This window comes from Pseudoxanthomonas putridarboris, assembly GCF_038321125.1.
Taxonomy (GTDB): domain Bacteria; phylum Pseudomonadota; class Gammaproteobacteria; order Xanthomonadales; family Xanthomonadaceae; genus Pseudoxanthomonas_A; species Pseudoxanthomonas_A putridarboris.
The window spans coordinates 851,427-876,030 of the sequence record NZ_JBBWWT010000001.1; the positions used below are offsets into that span (position 1 = coordinate 851,427).

Below are 24,604 nucleotides of genomic sequence, written 5' to 3' on the forward strand. Positions count from 1 at the left end.
GGACCGGGAGGTCCGCTTTTTTTCTGCAGCATCCGGGACTTGGTGTGGATTGGCGCGGCGGCATCCCTCTTCCCATTGGCGGGGAGAGGGGCAACACTACGCCGGAATCCGGCTACCTGTTTCCTCTGGAAGTCGCCACCTAGGCCTTCGCCGTCATCCCGCCACGGCCAGCTTCTCCTGGTGGTAGCGGCGCACCGCGGCGAACCACAGCAGCGCGGCCACGCCGAAGCCCGCCACCAGATAGATGGCCCATGTCTGCGGTCCGATGAACTCGTTGCGGATCACCTTCAGCAGCATCTGGTTCTGTGCCAGGAAGGGCACGGCGAACTGCCATGGCTGGCTCTTCAACGGATTGGCCATCAGCGCGAAGGTGGGGATCATCGGCAACAGCATCAGCCAGGTCATGTGGCTCTGCGCCTCCTTCATGCTCTTGGCCGACGCGGCCAGGTAGGTCAGCAGCGAGGTGCCGACGAACAGCATGGGCACCAGGATCAGCAGCATCTTGCCCATTGCGGCGAACGACACGTTCAACTGCCGGCCGATGCCGCCGGAGAACTGCGCGCTGAACTTGAACGCCAGCAAGGTCAGCAGCAGCGTGCCCAGTCCGATCAAGCAGGCCGCCGCGATCTTGCCGCTGACCACGGCGCCGCGCGGCGCCGGCGTGGCCAGCAGCGGTTCCAGCGACTGCCGTTCGCGCTCGCCAGCCGTCGCATCCAGGATCAGGTAGGCGCCGCCGATGAACGAGGTCAGGATCAGCAGGTAGGGCATCAGCACCGACAGCAGCACGCCCTGCTTGGCCTCCGGCGTGGCCAGGTCCTGCAGGCCGATGTTCACCGGGCGCGCCACGGATGCATCAACGCCGCGCGCGTACAGGCGCAACGCGCCGACCTGCTGGCTGTAGCCGTTCAATGCGGCCTGCAGGCGTTGCGTCGGGATGTCGGCGTCGCGGCGGGTGCTGTCGCGGATGATCTCCACCAGCGCCGGGCGGCCGCTGCGCCAGTCCTTGGCGTAGTCGGGGCTGATGCGCAATGCGACGTCGATCTCCTGCGAGCGGATCGCCGCATCCAGGTTGGCCGGCGGCTTGGCGGCGTTGATGCCGTTGGTGGCCAGGAACTTGACCAGGTTGGGCGCGTGTTCGGCGCCCATCACCGGCACTTCCAGCGTCTTGTCCACCTGGGTGCGGATGCGGTTCTCGGTCAGGTAACCCATGCCCAACATCAGCGCGGGATACAGCAACGGGCCGAGGAACAGGGCCAGCGCGAGCGTGCGGCGGTCGCGCGACAGGTCGCGCAATTCCTTGCGCATCACGGTGAAAACGGTCGAGAAAATGCTCATGCCAGCAGGCCCTCCTCCGAGCCGATCACCTTGACGAAGGCGTCCTCCAGGTTGTCCTCGCCCGCCTGCGCGCGCAGTTCGTCGGCGGTGCCGGCGGCGACCACCGTGCCCTTGGCGATGATGACGATGCGGTCGCACAGCGCGGCGACCTCCTGCATGATGTGGCTGGAGAAGATCACGCAGCGGCCTTCCTCGCGCAGCTGGCGCAGGAAGCCGCGCATCGCGCGCGTGGTCATCACGTCCAGGCCGTTGGTGGGTTCGTCCAGGATCACGTTGCGCGGATCGTGCACCAGCGCGCGGGCGATCGCGGTCTTGGTGCGCTGGCCCTGGCTGAAGCCCTCGGTCTGCCGGTCCAGGATGTCGTCCATGTCCAGCGCGTCCGACAGCGCCCGGGTTCGCTCGGCGATCCTGGCCGAGGAAAGCCCGTGCAGCTCTCCGAAGTAGGCGATGTTCTCGCGCGCGGTCAGGCGCTTGTAGACGCCGCGCGCGTCGGGCAGTACGCCCAATGCTCGCCGCACCGCGACCGGGTCGCGCGCGGCATCGATGCCGTCCACCGTGACCTGCCCGCGGTCGGGCGTCATCAGCGTGTACAGCATGCGCATGGTGGTGGTCTTGCCGGCGCCGTTGGGGCCCAGCAGGCCGGTGATCTGGCCATCGTGGGCGGTGAAGCTGACGCCGTCCACGGCGGTGACCGTGCCGGTCTTGGTCTTGAATGACTTGTGCAAGTCGTTGGCGATGATCATGGCGATGATGTCTCGTAGGAGGAAGGGAATCCGTCGCGGCGCGCGATGACGGCTTACGGTTCCCAGCCGTTGAAGCTGGTGAAGGGCGGCACGTAGTCCAGCGAGTCCAGGCATTTGGCGTCCAGCGCCTTCGCGTCGGCGCTTTCCAGGAAACGGCCCAGCAGCTTGGGCATGCAGCCCACGCCGAAGGTGCCGTGGCCCTGGCCCTTCAGCACGATGTGGCGGCCGTTAGGCAGGTTGCGCACGATCTGCTCGCCGTAGCGCGGCGGCGTCACCGGGTCCAGTTCGCCGGACAGCAGCAGGGTGGGTAGATCCGACGCCCATGGCGCGTGGAAATCCGCCGGGCGCTTTCCGGTGGGCCAGGCCGAGCACTGCGCCTTCAGGTAATCGCCCATCGTGTTGCCCAGCACCGTGTCGCGGTCGTCCGGGTTGTCCTGCAGCAGGTCGGCATCCTCGGCGCAGATCACCGACAGCTGCATGCCGTGCATGAACTGGTCGCCCATCTGCGTCTCCAGCAGCTTCGCCAGCGACATCAGCGAGCCATAGCGGCCCTGGTGGGCTTCGCTCAGCACCAGTGGCAGCAGCGCGGCGCCCTGCGGGTAGTACGAATACATGCGGGTGATGCCGGCCACCGCGCCAGGCGTGACGCGGTCGCGCGCCACTTCGCCGGTCAGCGGATCGCGGTAGTCGGTTTCCACGGTCTCGGTACCCAGCCGGGCCATCAGCCCGCGCAGCTGTTCGCGCATGTCGCCGCCGAACTTGTCCTTGCAGGCCGGGGTGTCCTGGCAACGCTGGAATTGCAGCGCCAGCGCGGCATCCAGGTTGCGCGCATGGTCGCTGCCCAGCGCGAGTTCGTTCGGGATCACGCCGTCGATGACGACGCTGCGCGTGTGCTGCGGAAGGCGCATCGCGTACTGCTGCGCCACCCGCGTGCCGTACGACGCGCCGGCCACGTTGATTTTCTCCGCGCCCAACGCGGCGCGCACGCTGTCCAGGTCGCGTACCGCGTCGGTGGTGGTGTAGAAGCGTGGATCGGCTTCCAGCGACGCCGCGCACTGGCGCGCGAACGCGACCGCCGCCGCTTCGCCCAGGTCCTCCGTATCGCCGTAGGCGTTGCGGCCCTGGTCGTCCTTGCACGACAGCGGGTTGGACTGGCCGGTGCCGCGCTGGTCCACCAGGATGACGTGGCGCGACTTGCGCACTTCGCGGAAGGACGCGTCGATGGCCGGCCACACTTCCACGGCCGACTGGCCCGGGCCGCCGGCCAGGAAGAACACCGGGTCGTCGGTGGCGGCGCCTTCGTTGGTGGCCGGCAGCCAGGCGACGTTCAACGCCACCTTGCGGCCTTCCGGCTGGTCCGGATCCTCGGCCACCGGCAACGTGGCGCACTGCGCCTCCACGTTGGTGGTCAGGTAGGGCGAGGTCAGTGTGCAGGGCCTGAACGCGAGGCTGCCGTAGTGCCGCACGGCGTGCTGGCCGGTGTCCTGGGCGGGCCCGCTGCAGGCGGCCAGCAGCAGCGCGCCCAGCGCGGCGGCCAGTGAACGACGTGGTGTTTCCATGGTGTCTGTCCCGTTTTAGGCTGTTCCCAGCATGCCATGACGGGCCGGATGGCCGGATGTGACCGAAGTAGGGAGCGGGTGATTCGCCTTCTCCGATTTGGGCGGCGAACGATCCTTCTCTCCGTTTCCAGGGGAAAAGCCTGCTCCGAGCCTGATACGGGGTGTCCGGAAAACGGAAAGGAGAGCCGCCGGCGCAAGCAGGCTTCCATTTCCGGTAGCGGCTTGAAAGCAATCGTCTCCGGAAACCTCTCGCAAACGGGCGGAGACCGTCTCCGTTCGCCCCTCACCCGCCTTCGGCACCCTCTCCCCAGCAAACGGGGAGAGGAAGTTCCTTCCAGGATTCCGGTCGCTCCGTTTACTTGCTGCTGACGTACTTCTCGCGCCGGATCTGCGGCACTGGCAGCCCGTGCTCCTTCAGCGCCTCGAAGCAGGCGTCCACCATGTTGGGGTTGCCGCACAGGTAGGCGATGTCGCGGGCCGGATCGGGGGCGAACTCCGGCAGGAACTGCTGCACGTAGCCATGGCGCACGTCCGGGTGCGGATTTTCCGGCAGCTCGCGCGAGAAGCAGGGCACGAAGCGGAAATTCGGATGCCTGTCGGCGAAGGCGCGGAACTCGTCGCCGTACAGCAGCTCGGCCGGCGTGCGGGCGCCGAACAGCAGCACCACTTCGATGCCGCGCTGGGCGATCAGCGTTTCCAGCTGCGGCAGCATCGCGCGGTACGGCGTGACGCCGGTGCCGGTACCGATCAGCAGGTAGCGCCTGTTCTGGTCGCCCGGCATCAGACAGAAGCGGCCGTAGGGGCCGCTGGCATCCACGTGGCCGCCCTCCGGCAGGCCCTCGAACAGCGCCGTGGCGGCGCCTCCGGCCACGTAGCTCACCGCGATCTCCACCGCTTCGCCCGGGCCCATCGCATGGTCGTGGATGGTCGCCAGCGAGTAACTGCGCTTGGTGGCGGTGCCATCGGCGTACTGGAAATGCACCTGGATGAACTGTCCCGGGATGAAGTCCAGCGGCTGCCCGTCGTCGCGGACGAAGGTGTAGTGGCCGACACTGGGGGCCAGCATGCGGCGCCCGACGAGCTTCAGGGGGAAATGCTTGGATGAGGCGGGCGCGATGGCCAAGGCGGCTGGAACACACTGTATGCCGGGACCGGCCCGGCGGGACGCCTATAATAAGCGCTTGCATCTCCCCCGGCGCCCGCAGGGCGCACAAGGTACGGCTCCATGGCGTCTCCCACCACGGCATCGGCTGCGGCTCCCGCGCTGGCCATCACCGACCTGCGCAAGGTCTACGACACCGGCGTGCAGGCCCTCAAGGGCGTGTCGCTGCAGGTCGATCCCGGCGATTTCTTCGCCCTGCTGGGCCCCAACGGCGCCGGCAAGTCCACCCTGATCGGCATCGTCAGTTCGCTGGTCAACAAGAGCGCGGGCCAGGTGCGCGTGTTCGGCACCGACCTGGACCGGGACCGCGACGGCGCGATGCGCCTGCTGGGCCTGGTGCCGCAGGAACTCAACTTCAACATGTTCGAGAAGCCGCTGGACATCTGCGTGAACTACGCGGGCTTCTACGGCATTCCGCGCGCCGAGGCGCTGATGCGCGCCGAGGAGGAACTCCGGCGTGCGCAGTTGTGGGACAAGGCCACGGCGATGAGCCGCACGCTGTCCGGCGGCATGAAGCGGCGGCTGATGATCGCGCGCGCCATGATGACCCGCCCGCGCCTGCTGATCCTGGACGAACCCACCGCCGGCGTGGACATCGAGATCCGCCGCGGCATGTGGAAGACGCTGAAGGAGATCAACGCCGCCGGCACCACCATCATCCTGACCACGCACTACCTGGAGGAGGCCGAGAGCCTCTGCCGCAACCTGGCCATCATCGACCGCGGCACCATCGTCGAGCAGGGGCCGATGCGCGCGCTGCTGGCCAAGCTGGACGTGGAAGGCTTTTTGTTCGACATCGACGGCGACCTGCCGGCGCAGCTGCCGGCGATCGAAGGCACCACGTTGATCGCGGCCGACGGCCACACGCTGGACCTGGACATGCCGCGCGCGATGGACCTCAACCGCGTGTTCGCCGCGCTGGGCGATGCCGGCATCCGCGTGCGTTCGATGCGCACCAAGAGCAACCGGCTGGAGGAACTGTTCGTCCGCCTGACCGGCGACGAAGCCGCCGCCAAGCGGGAGCAGGCCGCATGAGCGCCGTGACCCCGCAGGAGACCGCCGCGACCACGCCGTTGCAGAAGAACCTGGTCGCGCTGGGCACCATCGTCCGCCGCGAAGTCGCGCGCATCCTGCGCATCTGGGGCCAGACCCTGGTGCCGCCGGCCATCACCATGACCCTGTACTTCCTGATCTTCGGCGGCCTGATCGGCTCGAAGATCGGCGACATGGGCGGCTACACGTACATGGAGTTCATCGTGCCGGGGCTGGTGATGATGAGCATCATCCAGAACAGCTACGGCAACATCAGCTCCAGCTTCTTCGGCGCCAAGTTCGGCCGCCACGTGGAGGAACTGCTGGTCAGCCCGATGCCCAACTGGGTGATCCTGCTGGGCTACGTGGCCGGCGCGGTGCTGCGCGGGCTGATGGTCGGCGCCATCGTGCTGGTGATCGCCATGTTCTTCACCAAGGTCCGCATCCCGCATCCGCTGGTCACCATCACCACCGTGCTGCTGGGCGCGACGATCTTCTCACTGGCCGGTTTCGTCAACGCGGCGTATGCGAAGAAGTTCGACGACATCGCCATCGTGCCCACTTTCATCCTGACCCCGCTGACCTACCTGGGCGGCGTGTTCTATTCGGTCACGCTGCTGCCGCCCTGGGCCGAGGCGCTGACCCACGCCAACCCGATCTTCTACATGGTCAACGCCTTCCGCTACGGCCTGCTGGGCACCAGCGACGTGCCGCTGTGGGTGGCGTACACGCTGATGATCGGCTTCGTGGTGGCGCTGGGTGCGCTGGGCCTGTGGCTGCTGAAGAAGGGCGTGGGGCTGCGCAGCTGATGCGCATCCTCGTGCTCGGCGCCGGCGGCACCGGTGGCTACTTCGGCGGCCGCCTGGCGCAGTCCGGCGCGGACGTGACCTTCCTGGTGCGGCCTGCGCGCGCAGCGTTGCTGCGCGAGCACGGCCTGCATATCGTCAGTCCCTTGGGCGACGCGCAGTTGTCGGTGGTCGCCGTCACGGCGGACGAACTGCCCGGCGTCGTTGCGGAGAATCCCTTCGACCTGGTGCTGCTGAGCTGCAAGGCTTACGACCTGGACAGTGCGATGGACGGTATCGCGCCGGCGGTGGAAGCGGGCGCGCAGGTGCTGCCGCTGCTCAATGGCCTGCGCCATTACGAAGTGCTGGATGCGCGCTTCGGCTTCGCCAATGTGCTGGGCGGGTTGTGCTTCATCAGCGCGGCGCTCGGCGGCGAAGGCGAGATCCTGCACCTCGGCAAGCCGGCTTCGATGACCTTCGGCGAGCGCGAAGGCCAGCCGCCGAACGAACGGCTGCGCGCGTTGGCCGCACTCTGCGCGCAGGCCGGCATCGACCACCAGCACACCGGCGACATCGCGCAGGCGCAGTGGATCAAGTACGGCTTCCTCGCCGCGCTGGCCGCCGGCACCTGCCTGATGCGCGCGCCCATCGGCGCCATCGTGGCGGCCGAAGGCGGCCGCGACTTCATGACGGCGCTGTACGCCGAATGCCTGGCGGTCGCCGCGGCCTCCGGCCAGCCGATTCCCGCCGCCGCCCAGACGACCGCGCTGGAAACGCTGACCCAGGCCGATTCGCCGTTGAAGGCGTCGATGCTGCGCGACCTGGAAGCCGGCCAGCGCGTGGAGGCGGTGCACATCGTCGGCGACATGGTTCACCGCGCGGCGGAGCTGGGCATCGATGCCCAGCGACTCCAGGCGGCGTGGATACATCTGCAGGCCTACCAGGCGCAGCGTGCGACCTAGGTGCGCGGCATCGGCGCCGCCCTCGATGGGCCGCCATATTCGTTGAACATTGATCGGGTACGCTCGGCGCTTCCCAACCAAGGAGCGACTACGGAATGCGGAGCATGATGCTGGCCACGGCGTGTGCCGCGGCGCTGGTGCTGTCGGCATGCGGCGGCAAGTCCGGGAACGAGGGCGAACAGGCCGCCATGGAAGGAGTGCCGGCGCCTGCGGCACCCGCCACGGCGGACCCGACCCCTGTTGCGGTGGACGGTACAGGCGGCGACGCCCTGCTCGACAGGGGGAACCACCCGATCGCGCTGGTGCCATTCGATATCGGGAGCGTGCCGGTCAGCACGCAGGCATTGGGCGAATTGCCGGTCTTCTCGCTACCCACCGGCTATGCCCCGGCCAACTATGCCCCGGCCAACGGCGAGCAGAAGCGTGCCTACGCACGCTTTCCGTTCCGCGTGGGCGACGGCCTGCACTGGGTGGAAGGCGCGAGCTGGAGCGCGCGCATCGGCATCGACCGCCAGACCGCGCCGGACAAGGAGTATTCGGCGCTGGAACTGCGCCGCAACCTGGAGGCCGTGCTGGAACAGGCCGGCGCGAAGAAGATCTTCGAGGGTCCGCTCAAGCGTGACCTCTACTATGGTCCGCAACTCGAGGACGAGATCGGCGGCGGTTTCATCGATGGCGTCAACATGGACGGGGACACGCCGACCACGGTCCACGTGGTCCGCCAGGCCGACCGCAACATCTGGGTGCAGCTGTCCGCCGACACCATGTCGGCGGGCCTGGTGATCGTGGAGGAGCGTCCGTTCGTGGCGACCTCGCACTGGAAGAACGAATTCCCCTACCTGTCGCTGCCGGCCGGCTACGACGACGGCAACCGGCCGCGCCAGCGCGACTACGACGCCTATCCGTTCTGGACCGGCAGCGGTTTCGAGACCGTCGAGGGCAAGACCCATGCCGCTTCGGTCAAGGCCAGGGAGGGACTGCACTCGATGCACGAGGTGCGCCGCAACCTGGAGGCGATGATGGCGGAGGCCGGCGGCACCAAGCTGTTCGATGGCCGGATCCCGAAGGATGCCGCTGACAGCATCACCTTCGAGCAGAAGAGCCCCTACAGCGATGCCACCAGTTTCGGCTGGGGCGATTACGACTCGCTGGTATACCGTGTCGACCTGCCCGATGGCCGCCAGGTGTGGGTGCACGCGCGATCGGAATACCTGGCCGCCGGCTGGGTGGTCGTCGAGCGCCAGGGCTTCGCGCAGACCTCCGCCCTGCTGCCGGCCGATGCGCTGAAGAAGCAACTCGATGCCAGCGGGCGCGTGGCGATCCAGGTCAACTTCGCCACGGACAAGGCCGACATCCTGCCCGAGTCGCAGCCGCAGATCGACCAGGTGCTGGCCCTGCTGCGGCAGGACCCGGCACTGTCGCTGTCGATCGAAGGCCATACCGACGACACCGGCACCGTCGAACGCAACCGCACGCTTTCGACGGCGCGGGCGGCATCGGTGGTCGCAGCGCTGACCGGCCAGGGCATCGACGCCCAACGGCTCTCCGCCGCGGGCTTCGGCCAGGATCGCCCCATCGCCGACAACGGCACGGACGCGGGCCGCGCGAAGAACCGGCGGGTGGAACTGGTCAGGAAACCCTGACGGTCAACCGAGTGTCGGTGCCGGCTTGGCCCGGCACGGTGGCCCGAGCCGGGGACAGTGGGATTGATCGATGCGGCGCGGCCTCAGGCCGCACCAGGCAGCCGGAAAACGCCCGCGCTGTCGCCGTCGCGGCCGGCGGCTATTCGCAGACCGCGCCGTCCCCCTGCGCGCGGCATTGCGCCGGGAAACCATGCTTGCGCCAGTAGGCGAGTATCCCGTTGTCGCGCAGGAACTCCTGGAACGCGGGATCGCGGCGCAGGAAGGCCAGGTCCTTGGACCACAGCAGCAGGTCCCAGCTCGAATAGCCGCGCTGGCGGATCTGGTTGAGTTCACGGATCAGGTAGGCGGCCCGCGCCGGCGCATCCGGCGTCAGCACGCGGGCGAAGTTGGTGAGTCCCGTGGACTGTTCGGACTTCTCGAACTCGGCGACCGCCTGCGGCCACAACGACGGATCGGCCAGCGCGCGCGAGGCCGCCACGTATCCCGGCGCCAGCCGCGATGCGTAGGCGTCGGGATGGTCCGGCGCGCCGATGTCCCGCTCGGCGATGCGCAGCGCAGCCGCGTAATCGCGGCGCCACACCGCGTTGAACCAGCGCGCGTAGGCCGCGTCGGGCGGCAGCCCCACGAACTCGCGACGGGCCTCGTCGTGGCGTCCCTGGGTGTCGAGGATGCGGCCCAGGAGAAAGCTGGGCCTGTCGCTGATCGGGTCGCGCGCGGCCAGTTCGCGCATCACGGATTCGGCGCGGTCCAGGTAGCCCAGCCGGGCCAGGATGATGGCGTTGCCGTAGACCACGTCGGTGTTGCTGGGCGCCACCTTGAGCGTCTTCGCTTCCAGCTCCAGGCAGCGCTCCCATTCGCTCTTGTAGCAGGCGTCCGATGCCAGCACGAAGTACGGTTCGGGCAGGCTGGGGTCGAGCTGCATGGCGAGGGTGGCCTCGCGCAGCGCCTCTTGGCGCAGCGCCGGCGCCAATGTCGGTTTGCGCTGGGCGCGTACCTCCAGCGCCAGGGCCAGCCCGGCGCGTGCGCGCGCATCGTCGGGGTGCGCGCGCACCAGGTCGCGGAACTCGCTTTCGGCCAATTCGGTGGACGCTTCCGGCGGCAGGTCGCGGCGGTTCACCAGCGCCCGCGCGACCAGGTAGCGGTGAAGGAACTCCGCGTCGCCGCTCCTGGCCGGGACCGCGTCCAGGCCCAGCTTCAGCGCCAGCGAAGCGGCCACCGCCTCGGCGATCTCGCGTTGCAGCAGCAGGACCTCGGACGCGTCGCGGTCGAAGTCCTTGGTCCACAGCGCGCCGCCCCCGTGCGCATCGACTAGGCGCAGGCGCACCCGCAGCGACTGCCCCGACTGCTGCAGGTTGCCTTCCAGCGCATGGGTGATGCCCAGGCGTTGCACCAGCTGTGCCGGATCGTTCGATTCGGCGGCTGCCAGGCGGGTGGAATCGCGCGCGATCACCCGCAGGCCATCGATCTGCGCCAGGCTGCAGATCAGTTCTTCGCCCAGCCCGTCGGCGATGATCCGCGTGCGGTCGCCATCGTCGATCGGCTTCAGGGGCATCACCACCAGGGTGGGAGTGCCCACGGTGGCGGTGGAAGACGAGACGGACGCCGGTGGCGCGGGATCGGCGCGCGGCCACAGCCACAACGCGCCCACGACGGCCACGACAAGTACGGCCGGCAGCAGCGGCAGCCGGCGCGCGGTGTGCCATGGCCTGCGCGCCGGGGCCTGGTCGCTGGCGCGGCGGTTCAGCGCCTGGATGGGGGAAGTCTCAGCGCTGGCGCCGGGTGGATTCGGCAAGGTCGTCTCCGTCGCGGGCGACGCACAGGCGGCGGGCAGGTCGAAGCGGTAGCCGACACCGTGGAGCGTATGCAGCAGGCGCGGGTGATGGGCGTCCTCGTCCAGCGCCTGACGCAGCAGGGTCACGATCCTGTTCAGCACGCCCGGGGTGACGTGGCGATGGCCCCAAACCGCATCCAGGATCTCGTCCCGGGCGAAGACCCGGCCGGGTTCGCCGGCCAGCAGGGCCAGTACCGCGAATGCCTTCGGTTCCAGCGCCTGCTCCACCCCGCCACGCAGCAGCCGGCGGCCGGCGAAATCGATCACCACGTCGTCGAAGGCAAGCTGGGCGGGTGCTGGCAGGGACATGGCGGCGCGGCAATCCCCATGGGGGCTCGTAACTCCTGATACGGAATCCCGTCCGGCGGTCGGCCTAAGCATTCCCCAAGCATTCCCGACAAAGCCCACGCGCCGCCCGCGTCTTTCCTCAAGACGCGCCGGGGGCGCCGGCGGGAGTCTGGTCGCGCCGGCACGACCCGGCCCACTCACTCAGGAAACCGCCATGAACGCCTGCAACCACATCGCCCTTGCCCTGCTGTCGGCCGCCGTGGGGCTGGCTGCCGCACCCATCGCCAGCGCCGGCCCAGACGGCGTCCCCGCCCACATCGTCATCGACTGCGCCCATCCCAGACTGCCCAGCCAGCGCGAGGTCGGCGAACTGTTGGGGCAGCACAACTTCAGCCAGGTCTATGCCAGCCGTACCGCGCTGATGGGCGAAGCCCGCCGGGCCTGCCTGCGCAGCCAGGCCCGGAGCGTGCGCGTCGTGTTCGATGCGCCGGCCGCGCGTACGGTGGAAAAGCGCCGCGTCGCCGACAACCGTCGCCGCCGGTAGCGGCGCATCGCCAAGCGCGGCCGGCGACGCACGCAATGCGTCCCGGCGGTGGCGCGCTTCAGCCGGTGGCCGGCAGGCGGAAGAACGCCCGCGCCGTTCGCGTGGTCTGCGCGGCGGTGGCGTCCACGTCCTCGCCGCGGTCGCGCGCCAGTTCGGCCACGATGTGGGCCAGGTACATCGGTTCGTTGCGGCGGTGAGAGGGCTGCGGCTTGACCGTGCGCGGCAGCAGGTAGGGCGCGTCGGTCTCGATCATCAGCCGGTTCGCTGGAATGGACCTGACCAGTTCGCGCAGGTGCAGGCCGCGGCGTTCGTCGCACAGCCAGCCGGTGATGCCGATGTGCCAGTCCTGGTCCAGGTAGTCGAACAGCTCCTTCTTCGTCCCGGTGAAGCAGTGCACCACCGCCGGCCCCAGCCTGCCGTCGAAGTTCCCCATCGCCGCCATCAAGTCATCGTGCGCGTCGCGCTGGTGCAGGAACAATGGCTTGCAGGTGTCTGCCGCGATCTGCAGTTGCCGCTCGAAGGCCCTGCGCTGCGCCGGGCGCGGCGAGAAGTCGCGGAAATAGTCCAGCCCGCATTCGCCCACCGCCACCACTTCGGCATGCGCGTGCAGCGCGCGCATCTCGGCATCGCATTCGTCGGTGTATTCGCTGGCGTGGTGCGGGTGCACGCCGGCGGTGGCGAACAGTTCCCCGGGGTGCGCCTGCGCCAGGGCCAGCGCCTTGGGCGAATGCTCGCGGCTGGCGCCGGTGACGATCAGTTGCGCCACGCCGGCCTCGCGCGCGCGGTGCAGCACCGCGTTGCGGTCGTGGTCGAAGCTGTCGTGGGTCAGGTTGGCGCCGATGTCGATCAATTCCATGCCCGCATTCTACTGGCCGCAGACCCGCACCGCCCCTGCAGGAGCGGCTTCAGCCGCGACCGGGAACCACAAAAAACCTTTAAGCCACGGATTGACACGGATCAACGCGGATAAAGCTTTTTGCTTTGATTGGCTTTATCCGTGTCTTCTGCCTTCTTGATTCCCGGTCGCGGCTGAAGCCGCTCCTACAGGGGGAGGGAGGGAAGGCTTTATTCTTATGCGGCATGCTGTCGCCCGAATTTCCCATCACCCCGCTGCTGCCGGATATCGCCCGCAGCCTGTCCGCGCACCCGCGCCTGGTGCTGGAAGCGCCGCCGGGCGCCGGCAAGACCACGCAGGTGCCGCTGGCGTTGCTGGACCAGCCATGGCTGGAAGGGCGCAAGATCGTGATGCTGGAACCACGCCGCGTGGCCGCGCGCGCCGCCGCCGGCTTCATGGCCCGGCAGCTGGACGAGGCGGTTGGCGAGACCGTGGGCTACCGCATCCGCTTCGAGAACAAGGTCGGCCCGCGCACCCGTATCGAAGTCGTCACCGAAGGTATCCTGACCCGGATGATCCAGGACGATCCGATGCTGGAGGGCATCGGCGCGATCCTGTTCGACGAGTTCCACGAACGTCACCTGTCCGGCGACCTGGGCCTGGCGCTGGCGCTGGACGTGCAGTCGCAATTGCGCGAGGACATGCGCATCGTTGTAATGTCGGCCACCCTGGACGGCGAAAAGCTGGCGCGTTTCCTCGATGCGCCGCGGCTGAGCAGCGAGGGCCGCAGCCATCCCGTCGAGATCGCGCACTTCCCCGCGCGCCGCGACGAATCGCTGGAAGTGCAGACCCGCCGCGCCATCGAACACGCCCTGCAGACGCATCCTGGCGACGTACTGGTGTTCCTGCCTGGTCAGCGCGAGATTGCACGGGTGGAAGCCGCCTTGAGCCCCTCTCCCGTCGGGAGAGGGGTTGGGGTGAAGGTCTGGGACGAGCGCGGCGGTTCCGGCATTCCGGACTCCGCCGCACCCTCATCCGGCGCTTCGCGCCACCCCGCATCAAGTACGGGGCAGGCCCTTCTGCCGGAAGGAGAACGAAACAACGACATCGTCGTCCTGCCGTTGCACGGCGAACTTCCCGTCGAGAAACAATCCGAAGCCCTGCAACCCGATCCACACAGCCGTCGCCGCGTGGTGCTGGCCACCAACGTGGCCGAATCCTCGGTGACGCTGCCCGGCGTGCGCGCGGTGATCGACAGCGGGTTGGCGCGCGAACCGCGCTACGACCCCAACAGCGGTTTCGCGCGATTGGACGTGGTGAACATTTCGCAAGCCTCGGCCGACCAGCGCGCCGGCCGCGCCGGCCGCGTCGCGGAAGGCTGGGCGTACCGGCTGTGGCCGCAGTCGCAGCGGCTGGATCCGCAGCGTCGTCCGGAAATCGCGCTGGTCGAACTGGCTTCGCTGGCGCTGGAACTGGCCGCTTGGGGCATCACCGACCTCGGATCGGGTCCGGGGCAGGCTCTGCGCTTCGTCGATGCCCCGCCCCCCGGGGCGCTGAGCGCCGCGCGCGACCTGCTGCGCCGGCTGGGCGCGTTGGATGGATCGAACGCGATCACGCCGCTGGGCAGGCGCATGCTGGCGTTGGGCACGCATCCGCGGCTGGCCGCCATGCTGCTGTCCGTGAGCGGCCAGGAAGACCGTGCACTGGCCTGCGACCTGGCCGCGTTGCTCGAAGCGCGGGATCCGCTGCGCCAGGGCGGCGATGCGCTGGCCGCACGCTGGCGTGCCCTGGCGGCGTTTCGCAATGGCCGCGTGCCGGCCGAGGCGAACCGTTCCGCCCTGGCCGCCATCGACGCTGCCGCCAGGCAGTGGCGTCGCCGCGCACGCGTCGATGCCTCGCCGCCTTCCAGCGTGGAGGCGCATCGCCTCGGCGACGTGCTGATGCATGCCTTTCCGGACCGCATCGGTTTCCAGCATCCGCAGGACCCGCGCCGTTACGCGCTGGCCAATGGCCGTACCGCGCGACTGTTCGACGACAGCGCTCTGTTCGGCGAGCCATGGATCGTGGTCGGCGAGCTGCGCCACGAAGCGCGCGATGCGTTGATCCAGCGCGGCGCGCCGGTGGACGAGCGGCGCCTGCGCGGGGACTTCGCCGACCGCTTCGTCACCGAGGACAGCGTGCGCTGGGATGCCGGCCGGCGCGCACTGGTCGCGCAACGCGAATCGCGCTTCGACCAGATCGTGCTGGATGCACGGCCGGCCGGCCGTGTCGATCCTGCGCTCGCGGCCGCCGCGCTGACCCAGGCCGTGCGGGAGTTGGGCCTGTCCGCGTTGTCGTGGAGCGAATCGCTGCAACAATGGCGCGAACGCGTGCGCTGCCTGCGCGAGTGGATGCCGGAACTCGGCCTGCCCGACCTGTCCGACGAAGCGCTGCTGGCGACGCTCGACGACTGGCTGCGTCCCGCCTTCGCCGGCAAGACCCGGCTGGACGCGCTGGGCGAGGACGAACTGGCCGCTGCGTTGAAGTCATCGCTCGACTGGTCGCTGCGCCAGCGCATCGACCAGCTCGCCCCGTCTCGCATCATCGTGCCCTCGGGCATGGAGCGGCGCATCGAGTACGCGCACGGACAGTCGCCGGTGCTGGCGGTGAAGCTGCAGGAACTGTTCGGCCTGGCCGATACGCCGCGGATCGCCGACGGCCGCATCCGGGTGACGTTGCACCTGTTGTCGCCCGGAGGCCGCCCGCTGCAGGTCACGCAGGACCTGAAGGGTTTCTGGGAACGCACCTACCCGGAAGTGAAGAAGGAAATGAAGGGGCGATATCCCAAGCACCCATGGCCCGACGATCCCTGGTCGGCGCAGGCGACGCATCGGGCAAAGCCGCGGGGCACTTGATCGTCGGGCACTCGTGATCGCCTGCGACGGGACGGCGGTGGACTGGATGTCGCGGCAGGCAGGGTCCCCGATCGCAGGGTCGTGCGGTGCTTCGTTCAGCATCGGGCCAGTTGCCGGAAGCGGCGCTAACGCGCTGTAAACATCGCGCGGTGGAGACTGGCCCCCTCCACCCACTTTCAGGGACAGCCCCATGAGCAAGCTGACGATCATCACCGACCGCGCGCTGGAACTGGCCAGCCAGGCTGGCAGCAGCCTGAAGCAGGTGGTGCCCAACGCCGACAAGCTGTTGCAGACCGGGGCCGCGCTGGGTGCGGTGAAGGCCGGTGCCAAGGTGGCGCGCGGTTTCGTGCGCCGCAATCCGGTGGCCACCATCGCGGCGGCGGCCGGCGTGGGCCTGCTGGCGTACGCCGCCTACCGCAAGCGCAAGCGCGAACAGGCCAATGCGCCGATCGAAGGCAAGTCGCGCCGTATCGAGGCGCGCAAGGTCAACGGCACCGGCAAGGCGGGCGCCAGCAAGCGTGCGACGCCGCGCAAGCCGCGCAGCACGGCACCGTCCAGCTCAGCGGAAACCTGATCGGCCCCGGTTCTTCAATTTCTGTGGGAGCGACGTAAGTCGCGACCGGAATCCGGACGAGCCAGGAGTGCCGTCGCGACTTACGTCGCTCCCACAGGCTCGCGCAGAGATGGTGACTTGGCGGATCGAAGTTACGGTCCGCAACATGGCAAGCCGCGATTTCCCGCTCTTTCAGACCTCGCGCCACTGCCCGGGCGCCAGTCCATCCAGCCGCACCTCGCCCATCGCCACGCGCACCAGCCGCAACGTCGGCAGGCCGACCGCGGCGGTCATGCGCCGTACCTGGCGGTTGCGGCCTTCGGTGATGGTCAGTTCGATCCAGGCGTCCGGCACCGTCTTGCGAAAGCGCACCGGCGGATCGCGCGGCCACAGCGCCGGCGCAGGTTCGAGCAACGACACCACAGCCGGCCGCGTCGGTCCATCGTTCAACACCACGCCCTTGCGCAATGCGGCCAGCTTAGCCTCGTCCGGCGTGCCTTCCACCTGCGCCCAGTAGGTCTTGGGTTGCTTGTGGCGCGGATCGGTCAGCCGGTTGGCCAGCGCGCCGTCGTCGGTCAATAGCAACAGGCCTTCGCTGTCGTAGTCCAGCCGGCCGGCGGCATAGACGTTGGCCGGCAAGCCGAACTCCGCCAGCGTCCGTCGCGGCGGATCGCCGCGGTCGGTGAACTGACAGAGTACGTTGAAGGGTTTGTTGAAGGCGATCAGCACGAGGGACGAGAGTGGAGATGCGGGATTCGGGATTCGGGATTCGATCAGAGCGGATCGCGCATCCTGACCGCTACCGTGCGTGGTAGCGGCCCTGCTTTTCCCAATCTCCGATCCAAATCCCGAATCCCGGTCTTCAGGGTTTCACGAACCGCAGCGTCATCCGGTCGCTTTCGCCGATGGCCTGGTACTTGGCGGCATCGGCGGCATCGTGGTTGTTGCTGGGCGGCAGCGTCCATACGCCGTTGGGATGGTCCTTGGTGTCCTTGGGATTGGCGTTGACCTCGCTCTTCGCATCCAGCCGGAAGCCCGCGGCCTCGGCCAGCGCGATCACCTGCGCCTCGCCCACGTAGCCGCTGCGGTCGTCTTCCGGTACGTCCCGGGTGGCGCGGTGCTCCACCACGCCCAGCACGCCGCCGGGCTTGAGCACGTCGAAGAAGCCTTTGAACATACCCTCGGCCTGCCCGGCGCTGCGCCAGTTGTGCACGTTGCGGAAGGTCAGCACCACGTCGGCCGAGTCGGCCGGGCCGAACTCCGGTGCGGTCGGCGAATACTTCACGATGCCGGCCTTGCCGTACTGCGCCGCGCCGTCGGCGAACTTCTTCGCCAATCCGTCCACGCCGCGCTGGTGGTAGTCGCGGCTGCGACCTTCCGGTACCGCCATCGGGTCCACCACGGCGGCGATGTACTGGCCGCGCTCGCGCAGGTAGGGCGCCAGGATCTCGGAATACCAACCGCCGCCCGGGGTGATCTCGATCACCGTCTTGCCCGGGGTCACGCCGAAGAACGACAGGGTTTCCTTCGGATGGCGGAAGCCATCGCGGGCGACGTTGCCCGGGTCGCGCCACGCGCCCTTCAGCACGGCATCCAGCGACGCGGTATCGGCAGCCGAAAGCGTGTGGGTGGCGGCATCGGTCCTGGCCGGCGATTCGGCCAGCAGCGGTTGCGAAGCGGCGAGTGCGGCGACGACCGCCAGGCACAGGGACATACGGGTCATGGATCTGCCTCCAGAAAGGTGGGCGGAGCCTATCACGCGCCCTGTTCATGCCGCATCGCGCCGTGGCCGCAGTGCGCCGATGCGACGCGATGCCGCGCCAGCCCGTGGCTGCGTTCATGATCGCGGCGGACTATGCTGCGGTTTCGTCCGCTCATTCCGCGCCGCAACATGCGAGGCACCCATGAACACCGACACGACTGTACCGCTGACCCGCATCGTGCTGGCGTCGCGCCCGCAGGGCGAACCCACCGCCGACAACTTCCGCATCGAGCAGGCGCCGTTGCCATCGCCCGGCGAAGGCCAGGTACTGCTGCGCAATCTCTACCTGTCGCTGGACCCGTACATGCGCGGACGCATGAATGCCGGGCGTTCCTACGCCAGGCCGGTGGAGATCGGCGAAGTGATGGAGGGCGGCACGGTATCGGAAGTGATCGCGTCCCGTTGCGACGGACTGCAACCGGGTGACGTGGTGCTGGCGCACGGGGGGTGGCAGACCCACGCCATCGCCGAAGGCCGGACGCTCACGCGCAAGCTGGACGCCGGCATCGCGCCGCTGACCACCGCGCTGGGCGTGCACGGCATGCCGGGTTTCACCGCCTACGCGGGCCTGCATGAAATCGGCAAACCGCAACCCGGAGAAACCGTCGTGGTCGCCGCGGCCAGCGGTCCGGTGGGCGCCACTGTCGGCCAGATCGCCCGGCTGCACGGCGCGCGCGCCGTGGGCATCGCCGGTGGCGAGGCGAAGCGCGCGTACGTGCGCGACGAACTGGGCTTCGACGCGGCGCTGGACCATCGCGCGCCGGATTTCGCCGATCAACTGCGTACCGCGTGCCCGAACGGCATCGATGTGTACTTCGAGAACGTCGGTGGCGCGGTGTTCGATGCCGTGCTGCCCTTGCTCAACGACTTCGCCCGCATCCCGGTGTGCGGACTGGTGGCGCACTACAACGACCGCGCATTGCCGCCCGGTCCGGACCGCCTGCCGATGCTGATGAGCCAGATCCTGACCCGCCACCTGACCGTGCGCGGCTTCATCCAGCGCGATTTCATCTCCCTCTATCCGCAGTTCCTGCGCGAGATGGGCGGCTGGCTGGGCGAGGGAAAAATCAAGTACCGCGAGGACATCGTCGAAGGACTGGAGAACGCGCCCGCCGCATTGATCGGCCTGCTGAAGGGCAGGAACTTCGGCAAGGTGGTGGTGAAGCTCTAGCGAGGAAAGATCACCTGCCGCACCGTCACGTGGCCGCCGCCACCGGCAGGCTGACATTCATCAGGGTGGGATCGTCCGGGTCCGGATGCACCTTGAAGCCCAGCTGTTCGCACATCGCCAGCATGGTGCGGTTCTCGCGCAGCACCTGGCCTTCGATCACTTTCAGGCCCTGCCACTGGGCGTACTCGATCATGATCCGCATCAGCTGCCAGCCGATGCCATGCCCTTTCAGGTCGGAGCGCACCAGGATGCCGTACTCGCCCTTTTCGTAGTTGGCATCGGCATGCAGTCGCACCGCGCCGAGCATGTCGTGCGTGCCGGGATACACGGCGACCAGCGCGATCGAGCGGGCGTAGTCCAACTGGGTGAGGCGGGCGATGAATTCGTGGCTGAAGTGCTTCACCGCCTGGAAGAAGCGCAAGCGCAGGTCCTCGTGGGTGACGTGGGTGAAGAATTCGCGGAACATCGCGTCGTCTTCGGGCTTCACGGGCCGTACCTGCACCGTCTGGCCGTCGCCGAGGGTCAGCGTGCGCTCCCACTCCTTCGGATACGGGAAGATCGCGAAGCGCGGATGGCCGCGGCCCTTGTGCAGCCGGCGATCGCGCGCCACCGCGATGCGCGCATCCACCGCGATCACGCCGTCGCGGTCGGCCAGCAGCGGGTTGATGTCCAGTTGCAGGATCTCGGGAATGTCGGCCGCCAGCTGCGCCAGCTTGACCAGCACCAGCGCCACCGCGCGTTCGTCGGCGGCGGGCACGTCGCGGTAGGCCTTCAGCACGCGCGAGACGCGGGTGCGCGCGATCAGTTCGTGCGCCAGCCGCAGGTCCAGCGGCGGCAGCGCCACCGCCTGGTCGTTGATGACTTCCACCGCGGTGCCTCCGCGGCCGAAGGCGATGACCGGGCCGAACACCGGATCGTCGGCGATGCCGGCGATCAGTTCGCGCGCCTTGGGCCGCTGCACGGTCGGCTGCACCAGCACGCCTTCGATGCGCGCATCCGGGCGGCGTTCGCGCGCGCGCCGCAAGATGCCGGAAGCCGCTTCGCGCACCGCCGTTTCGTTGGGCAGGTTGAGGCGCACGCCATCGACATCGGACTTGTGCGGGATGTCGGGCGACAGGATCTTCACCGCGACGGTGGCGCCTTGCGCCAGCAAGGGCGCGGCGAGCCGCACGGCCTGCTCCGGATCGCCGGCGCGCCATAGCGGCGCCATCGGGATGCCGTACGCCGCCAGCAACTGCGTGGTCGCCAGCGGGTCCAGCCAGGTCTGGCCGGCATCCAGCGCGGCATCGACCAGCGCGCGGGCGGTGGCGACATCGGCGCTGAAATCCTCCGGCAGGCTGGGCGGGGTCTCCATCAATGCCGCCTGCACTTCGCGGTGGCGGACCAGGTGCATGAAGCCGGCCACCGCATCCGATTCGCTGGGATAGCGCGGCACCTGCGCGGCGTCCAGGATCGCTTCGGCCTGCGGGTCGTTGCCCAGCCAGACCGTGAATACCGGCTTGCGCCGGCCGTGCGCGGGACGGCGGCGCAGCACGTTGGCCACCGCCTCGGCGGCTTCCACTGACGAGGACAATACGGTCGGGACGTTCACCGCCAGCAGCGCGTCGTTGGCCGGATCGTCCAGCAAGGTCTCGATGGTGGCCGCGTAGCGCTCGGCGTCGATGTCGGTCAGCAGGTCCACCGGGTTGGTGCGCGACCATCCGACGGGCAGTATCCCGTCCAGCACGTGCCGCGTACCGTCCGACAGGTCGGCCAGCGTCCCGCCGAGCAGGTGCAGGTGGTCCACCGACAGCGCACCGACGCCGCCGCCGTTGGTGAGGATGGCAAGGCGGCGTCCGGGGAAGGGGCGTACCTGCCCCAGCGTGCGCGCGGCGGCGAACAGTTCGTCCAGCGAACGCACGCGCAGCAGGCCGGCGCGGCGGAACGCGGCACCGTACACGGCACTGGGGCGGGCCAGGTTCTGCGTATGCGTGCTGCCCGCCGGCGTCGCCAGCGTCGCGGCGCCGTGGCCGGACTTCACCACCACGACGGGTTTGGTGCGCGCTGCGGCGCGCGCGGCCGACATGAACTTGCGCGCATCGCGGATCGCTTCGACATACAGCAGGATCGCGCGCGTGCGGTGGTCGGTGGCGAAGTAGTCCAGCAGATCGGCGAAGTCCACGTCGAGCGCGTCGCCCAGCGACACCACGGCGGAGAAACCGACCGGCTGGCTCATGCTCCATTCCACCAGCCCGCCGGATATGGCGCCCGACTGCGAGATCAGCGCCAGGTCGCCGGCCTTGGGAAAACGGCTGGCCAGGCTGGCGTTGAGCCGCGCATGCGGGGCGATCACGCCCAGGCAGTTCGGGCCCAGCACGCGCAGTCCTTTCTCCCGCGTCAGCGCCTGCAGCCGCGCCGCCGGCGAACCCGGCCCATGACCCATCGCCGCGGTCAACACGACCACCGCGCCCGCGCCTTTCTCCGCGGCTTCCGCCGCCAGTGCCGGCACGGTGTCGGCGGGCGTGGCGATGACGACCAGGTCCGGCGTCCACGGCAATTCGCGCAGGTGGCGCACGGTGGTGACGCCCTCCCAGGCGGGGGGATGGCGGTTGACCAGCCCGATGGGCCCGCTGAAGCCGGAAGCCAGCAGGTTGTTCACCACCGCGCGCCCCACCGAGCGCGGACGCGACTGGCTGCCCACCACTGCGACCGAGCGCGGCTTGAAGATGGAGGAGAGACGGTAGGTGCTCATGGTGGCGTCGGCGCGTTCAAGGCGTGGTCAGGGTAGCGCGTGCGCCGTGGCAAAGGCGTGTATCGGTGTGCATGCCGGCGTGCTCATGCCAGTTTGAGCGCATCCGGATAGGGCGGCGTGTCCGGGTAATCGCCGGCCGCCAGCCTGGCCTGCAGCTCGCGCCACCACTGCGCGCGGAACAGGTCGCCGTGCACGGCCTTCAGCGCTTTCGCCAGCGGGTCGGGCAGGCCGAGGAACTGCGGGAAGCGCTCCGGGAACACGTCCTTCGGCCCCACGTAGAACCACGGGCCGTCGGACATCTCTTCCTCGTAGCAGGTCGGCGTGGGGTAGTCGCGGAACTGGCAGTCGGTGACCAGGCACAGCTCGTCGTAGTCGTAGAACACCGCGCGGCCATGGCGCGACATGCCGAAGTTCTTCAGCAGCATGTCGCCGGGGAAGATGTTGTTGCGCGCCATGTCCTTGATGGCCTGCCCGTAGTCGATGGCGGCCGCGCGCGCGGCTTCCGGCTTCTGTTCGCGCAGGTACAGGTTCAGCGGCCGCAGGCGGCGCTGCACGTAGCACAGGTGGATGATGATGTCCTCGCCGTCCTCGGCGATGCTGTGCGCGCAACCGGTGGTCAGTTCCTCCAGCAGCGCCGGCGAGAAGCGCGCGCGCGGGAAGCGCAGCGAGCGGTACGGCTGCGCATCCAGCAGCCGGCCCACGCGGTCCAGGTGGAAGACCAGCGAATACTTGTCCTCCACGTCCTTGCGGCTCATCTCCTTGGGGTAGGCGAACCTGTCGCGGATCACCTTGAACACCAGCGGGTAGCTGGGCAGGGTGAACACCGCCATCACCATGCCCGGCGTGCCTTCGGCATGCACCAGCCGTTCGTCCGGGTGCGCGGCGAAATGGCGGAAGAAGGTGCGGAAGCGCTCCGTCTTGCCCTGCTTGGCGCGGCCCAGCACCGTGTACAGCTCGTCGATGGGCTTGTTGGGCATCAGCGTGCGCAGGAACACCACCGCGTCGCCCACCGTCGACAGATCCGCGTGGAAGTAGCTGCGCGAGTAGCTGAACAGCTGGGCCACGTCGGCACGGCTGGTCAGCACTGCTTCCGCGCGCAACTGGCCGTCGTCGTTGACCAGCGCGATGACGCAGGGCGAGAAGCGGTGCTCGCCGAACACGCGGCCGACCAGATAGGCGCGGCGTTCGCGGTAGAACACCGTGTCCAGCAGTTCGATGGAACGCACCGGATGCTCGCCCCAGTGCGCCAGGTCGTCCTGCAGCCGCACCGCGATGGCCGCCGCGCAGCGCGTGCGATGGGCGTAGGGCACGTCGAAGCGGTAATCGCCCAGCACGCGCACCAGCGTGTCGGTGGGCCGCAGTTCGGAGATCGCATAGCTGTGCCGCGCCACCGGATGGGTGATGGCATCGGTCGGTTCGATGTCCAGCGCGATGAACTCGATGGCCGGGTCCACGCCGCGGGTCTTGAAGAAGCGCCGGCTGAGCGTGTTGTAGAAGGTCTTGTACAGCTCGCGGTCGATCAGCTCGCCGATCAGCCGGTCGTAGCCGTCGCGCACCTGCGACCACAGCGCGCGATCGTGCGCATGGTCCAGCAGGGCCGACTGCAGCCGCAGCGCGCATTCGGCGATGCACTGGTCGTACAGCTCGATGCGCTCCACCGCGTCGCCGCGCGCGCCGGCCCAGTCCATCGTCTCGAAACGCCGCTTAGCGCGGCGGGTGATCTCGGCGAAACGCGCGTGGTAATCCGCGAACGCGTCATGGATCAGGTGGGCGATGGCATCGGCGCGGACCATGCCGGCATCTTAGCCGTCCGCCGGCCGAGCCATCACTCAGCCGGGCACGCCAGCTTGCTCCAGCAGCCACGTCCGCACCTTCTGGAAACCGGGATGCGACAGGCTGCGCTCGGGATACACCAGGTAATGGGCGAAGTCGGCCTGCAGGCGCTTCTTCGTCAACGCCACCAGCCGGCCGGCCTTCACCAGCGGCTCGGCCAGCGTCCACCGCGCCAGCGCCACGCCCACGCCCTGCGCGGCAGCCTGGTGCAGCGTCTCGGTGTCGTCGAACTGCGCCACGTAGCGCGCCGGCGGCTGGCCGCCGAAGTGGCCGAACCAGTCCTTCCAGCGGTTGGCCGGGTCGCCCAGCAAGGGCAGCCGGCCGAGCTGGTCCGGGGCCGCCTTGCCGTGGCGCTTGATCAGGTCGGGACTGGCGACGGGAGTGATCCATTCGTGGAACAGGAACTCGGACTGCACGCCGGGCCAGCGTCCGCCGCCCAGGCGCAGCGCCAGGTCGACCGGCTCGCGCTCGAAGTCCACCACGTGCGTGCTGGACTGCAGGTTGAGGCCCAGCTCGGGATGCTGCGCCAGGAACGCCGGCAGCCGCGGCACCAGCCACGCGGTCGCCATCGACGGGATCAGGCTGAGCGTCACCGTGTGGTCGTTGCGCAGCGTCGCGCGGCGCAGTGCGTGCTCGATGGTGTCCAGCGGCCCGGCGACCGCATCGAACAGGCGCTGGCCTTCCGGGGTCAGTTCCACGCCGCGCGGCCCGCGCGCCAGCAGGCGATGGCCCAGCCGTTCCTCCAGCAGCCGCATGCGGTGGCTCAGCGCGCTGACGGTCAGGTGCATGGCCTCGGCCGCGCGGGTCAGGTTGCGCAGGCGCGCGGCGGTGACGAAGGCATCCACCTGGTCCAGCGGAAGGCGGCTCATCTTGAATACACCTCAAGTCTGGGTTGCGAAGCTTTCGCTTTTTCCTGACAGATGATGCGCTTACCTTGCTCC

The 24,604-nt window shown here is 68.9% G+C and carries 19 protein-coding genes and 1 pseudogene; 9 read left to right on the top strand and 11 right to left on the bottom strand.

Features of this window, described 5'->3' with window-relative positions; all coding sequences use genetic code 11:
- Nucleotides 1-153 precede the first annotated feature (153 nt).
- From AAD027_RS03725 to AAD027_RS03740, 4 genes are all read right to left on the bottom strand, one after another.
- Nucleotides 154-1,335, bottom strand: a complete 1,182-nt coding sequence (locus AAD027_RS03725) for an ABC transporter permease (RefSeq protein WP_341724654.1) — start codon at nucleotides 1,333-1,335, stop codon at nucleotides 154-156.
- Entirely contained in the window at nucleotides 1,332-2,078 is a 747-nt protein-coding gene (locus AAD027_RS03730) for an ABC transporter ATP-binding protein (protein WP_341724655.1), read from the bottom strand. Before AAD027_RS03730 ends, AAD027_RS03725 begins: the two co-directional genes overlap by 4 nt.
- A 53-nt stretch (nucleotides 2,079-2,131) precedes the next feature.
- Nucleotides 2,132-3,637 (bottom strand): alpha/beta hydrolase, encoded by a 1,506-nt coding sequence (locus AAD027_RS03735; RefSeq protein WP_341724656.1) that lies wholly within the window; start codon nucleotides 3,635-3,637, stop codon nucleotides 2,132-2,134.
- Between the two features lie 355 nt (nucleotides 3,638-3,992).
- Entirely contained in the window at nucleotides 3,993-4,781 is a 789-nt protein-coding gene (locus AAD027_RS03740) for a ferredoxin--NADP reductase (protein WP_341724747.1), read from the bottom strand.
- A gap of 81 nt (nucleotides 4,782-4,862) precedes the next feature.
- Between AAD027_RS03740 and AAD027_RS03745 the strand changes: the two genes are divergently transcribed.
- The 4 genes from AAD027_RS03745 to AAD027_RS03760 all read left to right on the top strand — a co-directional run bounded on the left by AAD027_RS03745 (nucleotide 4,863) and on the right by AAD027_RS03760 (nucleotide 9,221).
- Nucleotides 4,863-5,834, top strand: a complete 972-nt coding sequence (locus AAD027_RS03745; protein ID WP_341724657.1) for an ABC transporter ATP-binding protein — start codon at nucleotides 4,863-4,865, stop codon at nucleotides 5,832-5,834.
- A complete protein-coding gene (locus tag AAD027_RS03750; RefSeq protein ID WP_341724658.1) occupies nucleotides 5,831-6,640 on the top strand; it encodes an ABC transporter permease in 810 nt (269 codons plus the stop codon). Before AAD027_RS03745 ends, AAD027_RS03750 begins: the two co-directional genes overlap by 4 nt.
- Entirely contained in the window at nucleotides 6,640-7,578 is a 939-nt protein-coding gene (gene panE / locus AAD027_RS03755; RefSeq protein WP_341724659.1) for a 2-dehydropantoate 2-reductase, read from the top strand. Before AAD027_RS03750 ends, panE begins: the two co-directional genes overlap by 1 nt.
- Before the next feature lie 104 nt (nucleotides 7,579-7,682).
- Nucleotides 7,683-9,221: an OmpA family protein gene (locus AAD027_RS03760; protein ID WP_341724660.1), complete on the top strand. Its 1,539-nt coding sequence runs from the start codon at nucleotides 7,683-7,685 to the stop codon at nucleotides 9,219-9,221.
- A gap of 139 nt (nucleotides 9,222-9,360) precedes the next feature.
- On the opposite strand, the gene AAD027_RS03765 is transcribed toward AAD027_RS03760, so the two are convergent.
- A complete protein-coding gene (locus AAD027_RS03765; protein WP_341724661.1) occupies nucleotides 9,361-11,361 on the bottom strand; it encodes a winged helix-turn-helix domain-containing protein in 2,001 nt (666 codons plus the stop codon).
- Nucleotides 11,362-11,554: 193 nt separating this feature from the next.
- Here AAD027_RS03765 and AAD027_RS03770 point away from each other — a divergent pair, with 193 nt between their 5' ends.
- Nucleotides 11,555-11,884, top strand: coding sequence for a hypothetical protein (locus AAD027_RS03770; RefSeq protein WP_341724662.1), 330 nt, complete (start codon nucleotides 11,555-11,557; stop codon nucleotides 11,882-11,884).
- A gap of 58 nt (nucleotides 11,885-11,942) precedes the next feature.
- Here the strand turns inward: AAD027_RS03770 and AAD027_RS03775 are convergent, their stop codons facing one another.
- Nucleotides 11,943-12,740 (bottom strand): TatD family hydrolase, encoded by a 798-nt coding sequence (locus AAD027_RS03775; protein ID WP_341724663.1) that lies wholly within the window; start codon nucleotides 12,738-12,740, stop codon nucleotides 11,943-11,945.
- A gap of 224 nt (nucleotides 12,741-12,964) precedes the next feature.
- Between AAD027_RS03775 and AAD027_RS19030 the strand changes: the two are divergent.
- The 3 genes and pseudogenes from AAD027_RS19030 to AAD027_RS03785 form a co-directional block, all read left to right on the top strand.
- Nucleotides 12,965-13,408: pseudogene (locus tag AAD027_RS19030) on the top strand (ATP-dependent helicase HrpB); the annotation flags it as partial.
- Between the two features lie 27 nt (nucleotides 13,409-13,435).
- Nucleotides 13,436-15,613, top strand: coding sequence for an ATP-dependent helicase HrpB (gene hrpB, locus AAD027_RS03780; protein ID WP_425605386.1), 2,178 nt, complete (start codon nucleotides 13,436-13,438; stop codon nucleotides 15,611-15,613).
- 190 nt (nucleotides 15,614-15,803) lie between these two features.
- Nucleotides 15,804-16,187, top strand: coding sequence for a hypothetical protein (locus AAD027_RS03785; protein WP_341724665.1), 384 nt, complete (start codon nucleotides 15,804-15,806; stop codon nucleotides 16,185-16,187).
- A 171-nt stretch (nucleotides 16,188-16,358) separates the two neighbouring features.
- Here the strand turns inward: AAD027_RS03785 and AAD027_RS03790 are convergent, their stop codons facing one another.
- On the bottom strand, nucleotides 16,359-16,895 hold the full coding sequence (locus AAD027_RS03790) for a pseudouridine synthase (protein WP_341724666.1): 537 nt from the start codon (nucleotides 16,893-16,895) through the stop codon (nucleotides 16,359-16,361).
- A gap of 133 nt (nucleotides 16,896-17,028) precedes the next feature.
- Entirely contained in the window at nucleotides 17,029-17,889 is an 861-nt protein-coding gene (locus tag AAD027_RS03795) for a class I SAM-dependent methyltransferase (RefSeq protein ID WP_341724667.1), read from the bottom strand.
- A gap of 181 nt (nucleotides 17,890-18,070) precedes the next feature.
- Between AAD027_RS03795 and AAD027_RS03800 the strand changes: the two genes are divergently transcribed.
- Entirely contained in the window at nucleotides 18,071-19,099 is a 1,029-nt protein-coding gene (locus AAD027_RS03800; protein ID WP_341724668.1) for an NADP-dependent oxidoreductase, read from the top strand.
- Between the two features lie 25 nt (nucleotides 19,100-19,124).
- Here the strand turns inward: AAD027_RS03800 and AAD027_RS03805 are convergent, their stop codons facing one another.
- From AAD027_RS03805 to AAD027_RS03815, 3 genes are all read right to left on the bottom strand, one after another.
- On the bottom strand, nucleotides 19,125-21,830 hold the full coding sequence (locus AAD027_RS03805; RefSeq protein WP_341724669.1) for a bifunctional acetate--CoA ligase family protein/GNAT family N-acetyltransferase: 2,706 nt from the start codon (nucleotides 21,828-21,830) through the stop codon (nucleotides 19,125-19,127).
- 83 nt (nucleotides 21,831-21,913) lie between these two features.
- A complete protein-coding gene (gene aceK / locus AAD027_RS03810) occupies nucleotides 21,914-23,623 on the bottom strand; it encodes a bifunctional isocitrate dehydrogenase kinase/phosphatase (protein WP_341724670.1) in 1,710 nt (569 codons plus the stop codon).
- A 36-nt stretch (nucleotides 23,624-23,659) separates the two neighbouring features.
- On the bottom strand, nucleotides 23,660-24,532 hold the full coding sequence (locus tag AAD027_RS03815) for a LysR substrate-binding domain-containing protein (protein WP_341724671.1): 873 nt from the start codon (nucleotides 24,530-24,532) through the stop codon (nucleotides 23,660-23,662).
- Nucleotides 24,533-24,604 lie beyond the last annotated feature (72 nt).

Bases quoted from the DNA above. Each gene is read 5' to 3' on its own strand.
- AAD027_RS03725 (WP_341724654.1), bottom strand. From the start codon at position 1,335: ATGAGCATTTTCTCGACCGTTTTCACCGTGATGCGCAAGGAATTGCGC.
- AAD027_RS03730 (WP_341724655.1), bottom strand. From the start codon at position 2,078: ATGATCATCGCCAACGACTTGCACAAGTCATTCAAGACCAAGACCGGC.
- AAD027_RS03735 (WP_341724656.1), bottom strand. From the start codon at position 3,637: ATGGAAACACCACGTCGTTCACTGGCCGCCGCGCTGGGCGCGCTGCTG.
- AAD027_RS03745 (WP_341724657.1), top strand. From the start codon at position 4,863: ATGGCGTCTCCCACCACGGCATCGGCTGCGGCTCCCGCGCTGGCCATC.
- AAD027_RS03750 (WP_341724658.1), top strand. From the start codon at position 5,831: ATGAGCGCCGTGACCCCGCAGGAGACCGCCGCGACCACGCCGTTGCAG.
- panE (WP_341724659.1), top strand. From the start codon at position 6,640: ATGCGCATCCTCGTGCTCGGCGCCGGCGGCACCGGTGGCTACTTCGGC.
- AAD027_RS03760 (WP_341724660.1), top strand. From the start codon at position 7,683: ATGATGCTGGCCACGGCGTGTGCCGCGGCGCTGGTGCTGTCGGCATGC.
- AAD027_RS03765 (WP_341724661.1), bottom strand. From the start codon at position 11,361: ATGTCCCTGCCAGCACCCGCCCAGCTTGCCTTCGACGACGTGGTGATC.
- AAD027_RS03770 (WP_341724662.1), top strand. From the start codon at position 11,555: ATGAACGCCTGCAACCACATCGCCCTTGCCCTGCTGTCGGCCGCCGTG.
- AAD027_RS03775 (WP_341724663.1), bottom strand. From the start codon at position 12,740: ATGGAATTGATCGACATCGGCGCCAACCTGACCCACGACAGCTTCGAC.
- hrpB (WP_425605386.1), top strand. From the start codon at position 13,436: ATGTCGGCCACCCTGGACGGCGAAAAGCTGGCGCGTTTCCTCGATGCG.
- AAD027_RS03785 (WP_341724665.1), top strand. From the start codon at position 15,804: ATGAGCAAGCTGACGATCATCACCGACCGCGCGCTGGAACTGGCCAGC.
- AAD027_RS03795 (WP_341724667.1), bottom strand. From the start codon at position 17,889: ATGACCCGTATGTCCCTGTGCCTGGCGGTCGTCGCCGCACTCGCCGCT.
- AAD027_RS03800 (WP_341724668.1), top strand. From the start codon at position 18,071: ATGAACACCGACACGACTGTACCGCTGACCCGCATCGTGCTGGCGTCG.
- AAD027_RS03805 (WP_341724669.1), bottom strand. From the start codon at position 21,830: ATGAGCACCTACCGTCTCTCCTCCATCTTCAAGCCGCGCTCGGTCGCA.
- aceK (WP_341724670.1), bottom strand. From the start codon at position 23,623: ATGGTCCGCGCCGATGCCATCGCCCACCTGATCCATGACGCGTTCGCG.
- AAD027_RS03815 (WP_341724671.1), bottom strand. From the start codon at position 24,532: ATGAGCCGCCTTCCGCTGGACCAGGTGGATGCCTTCGTCACCGCCGCG.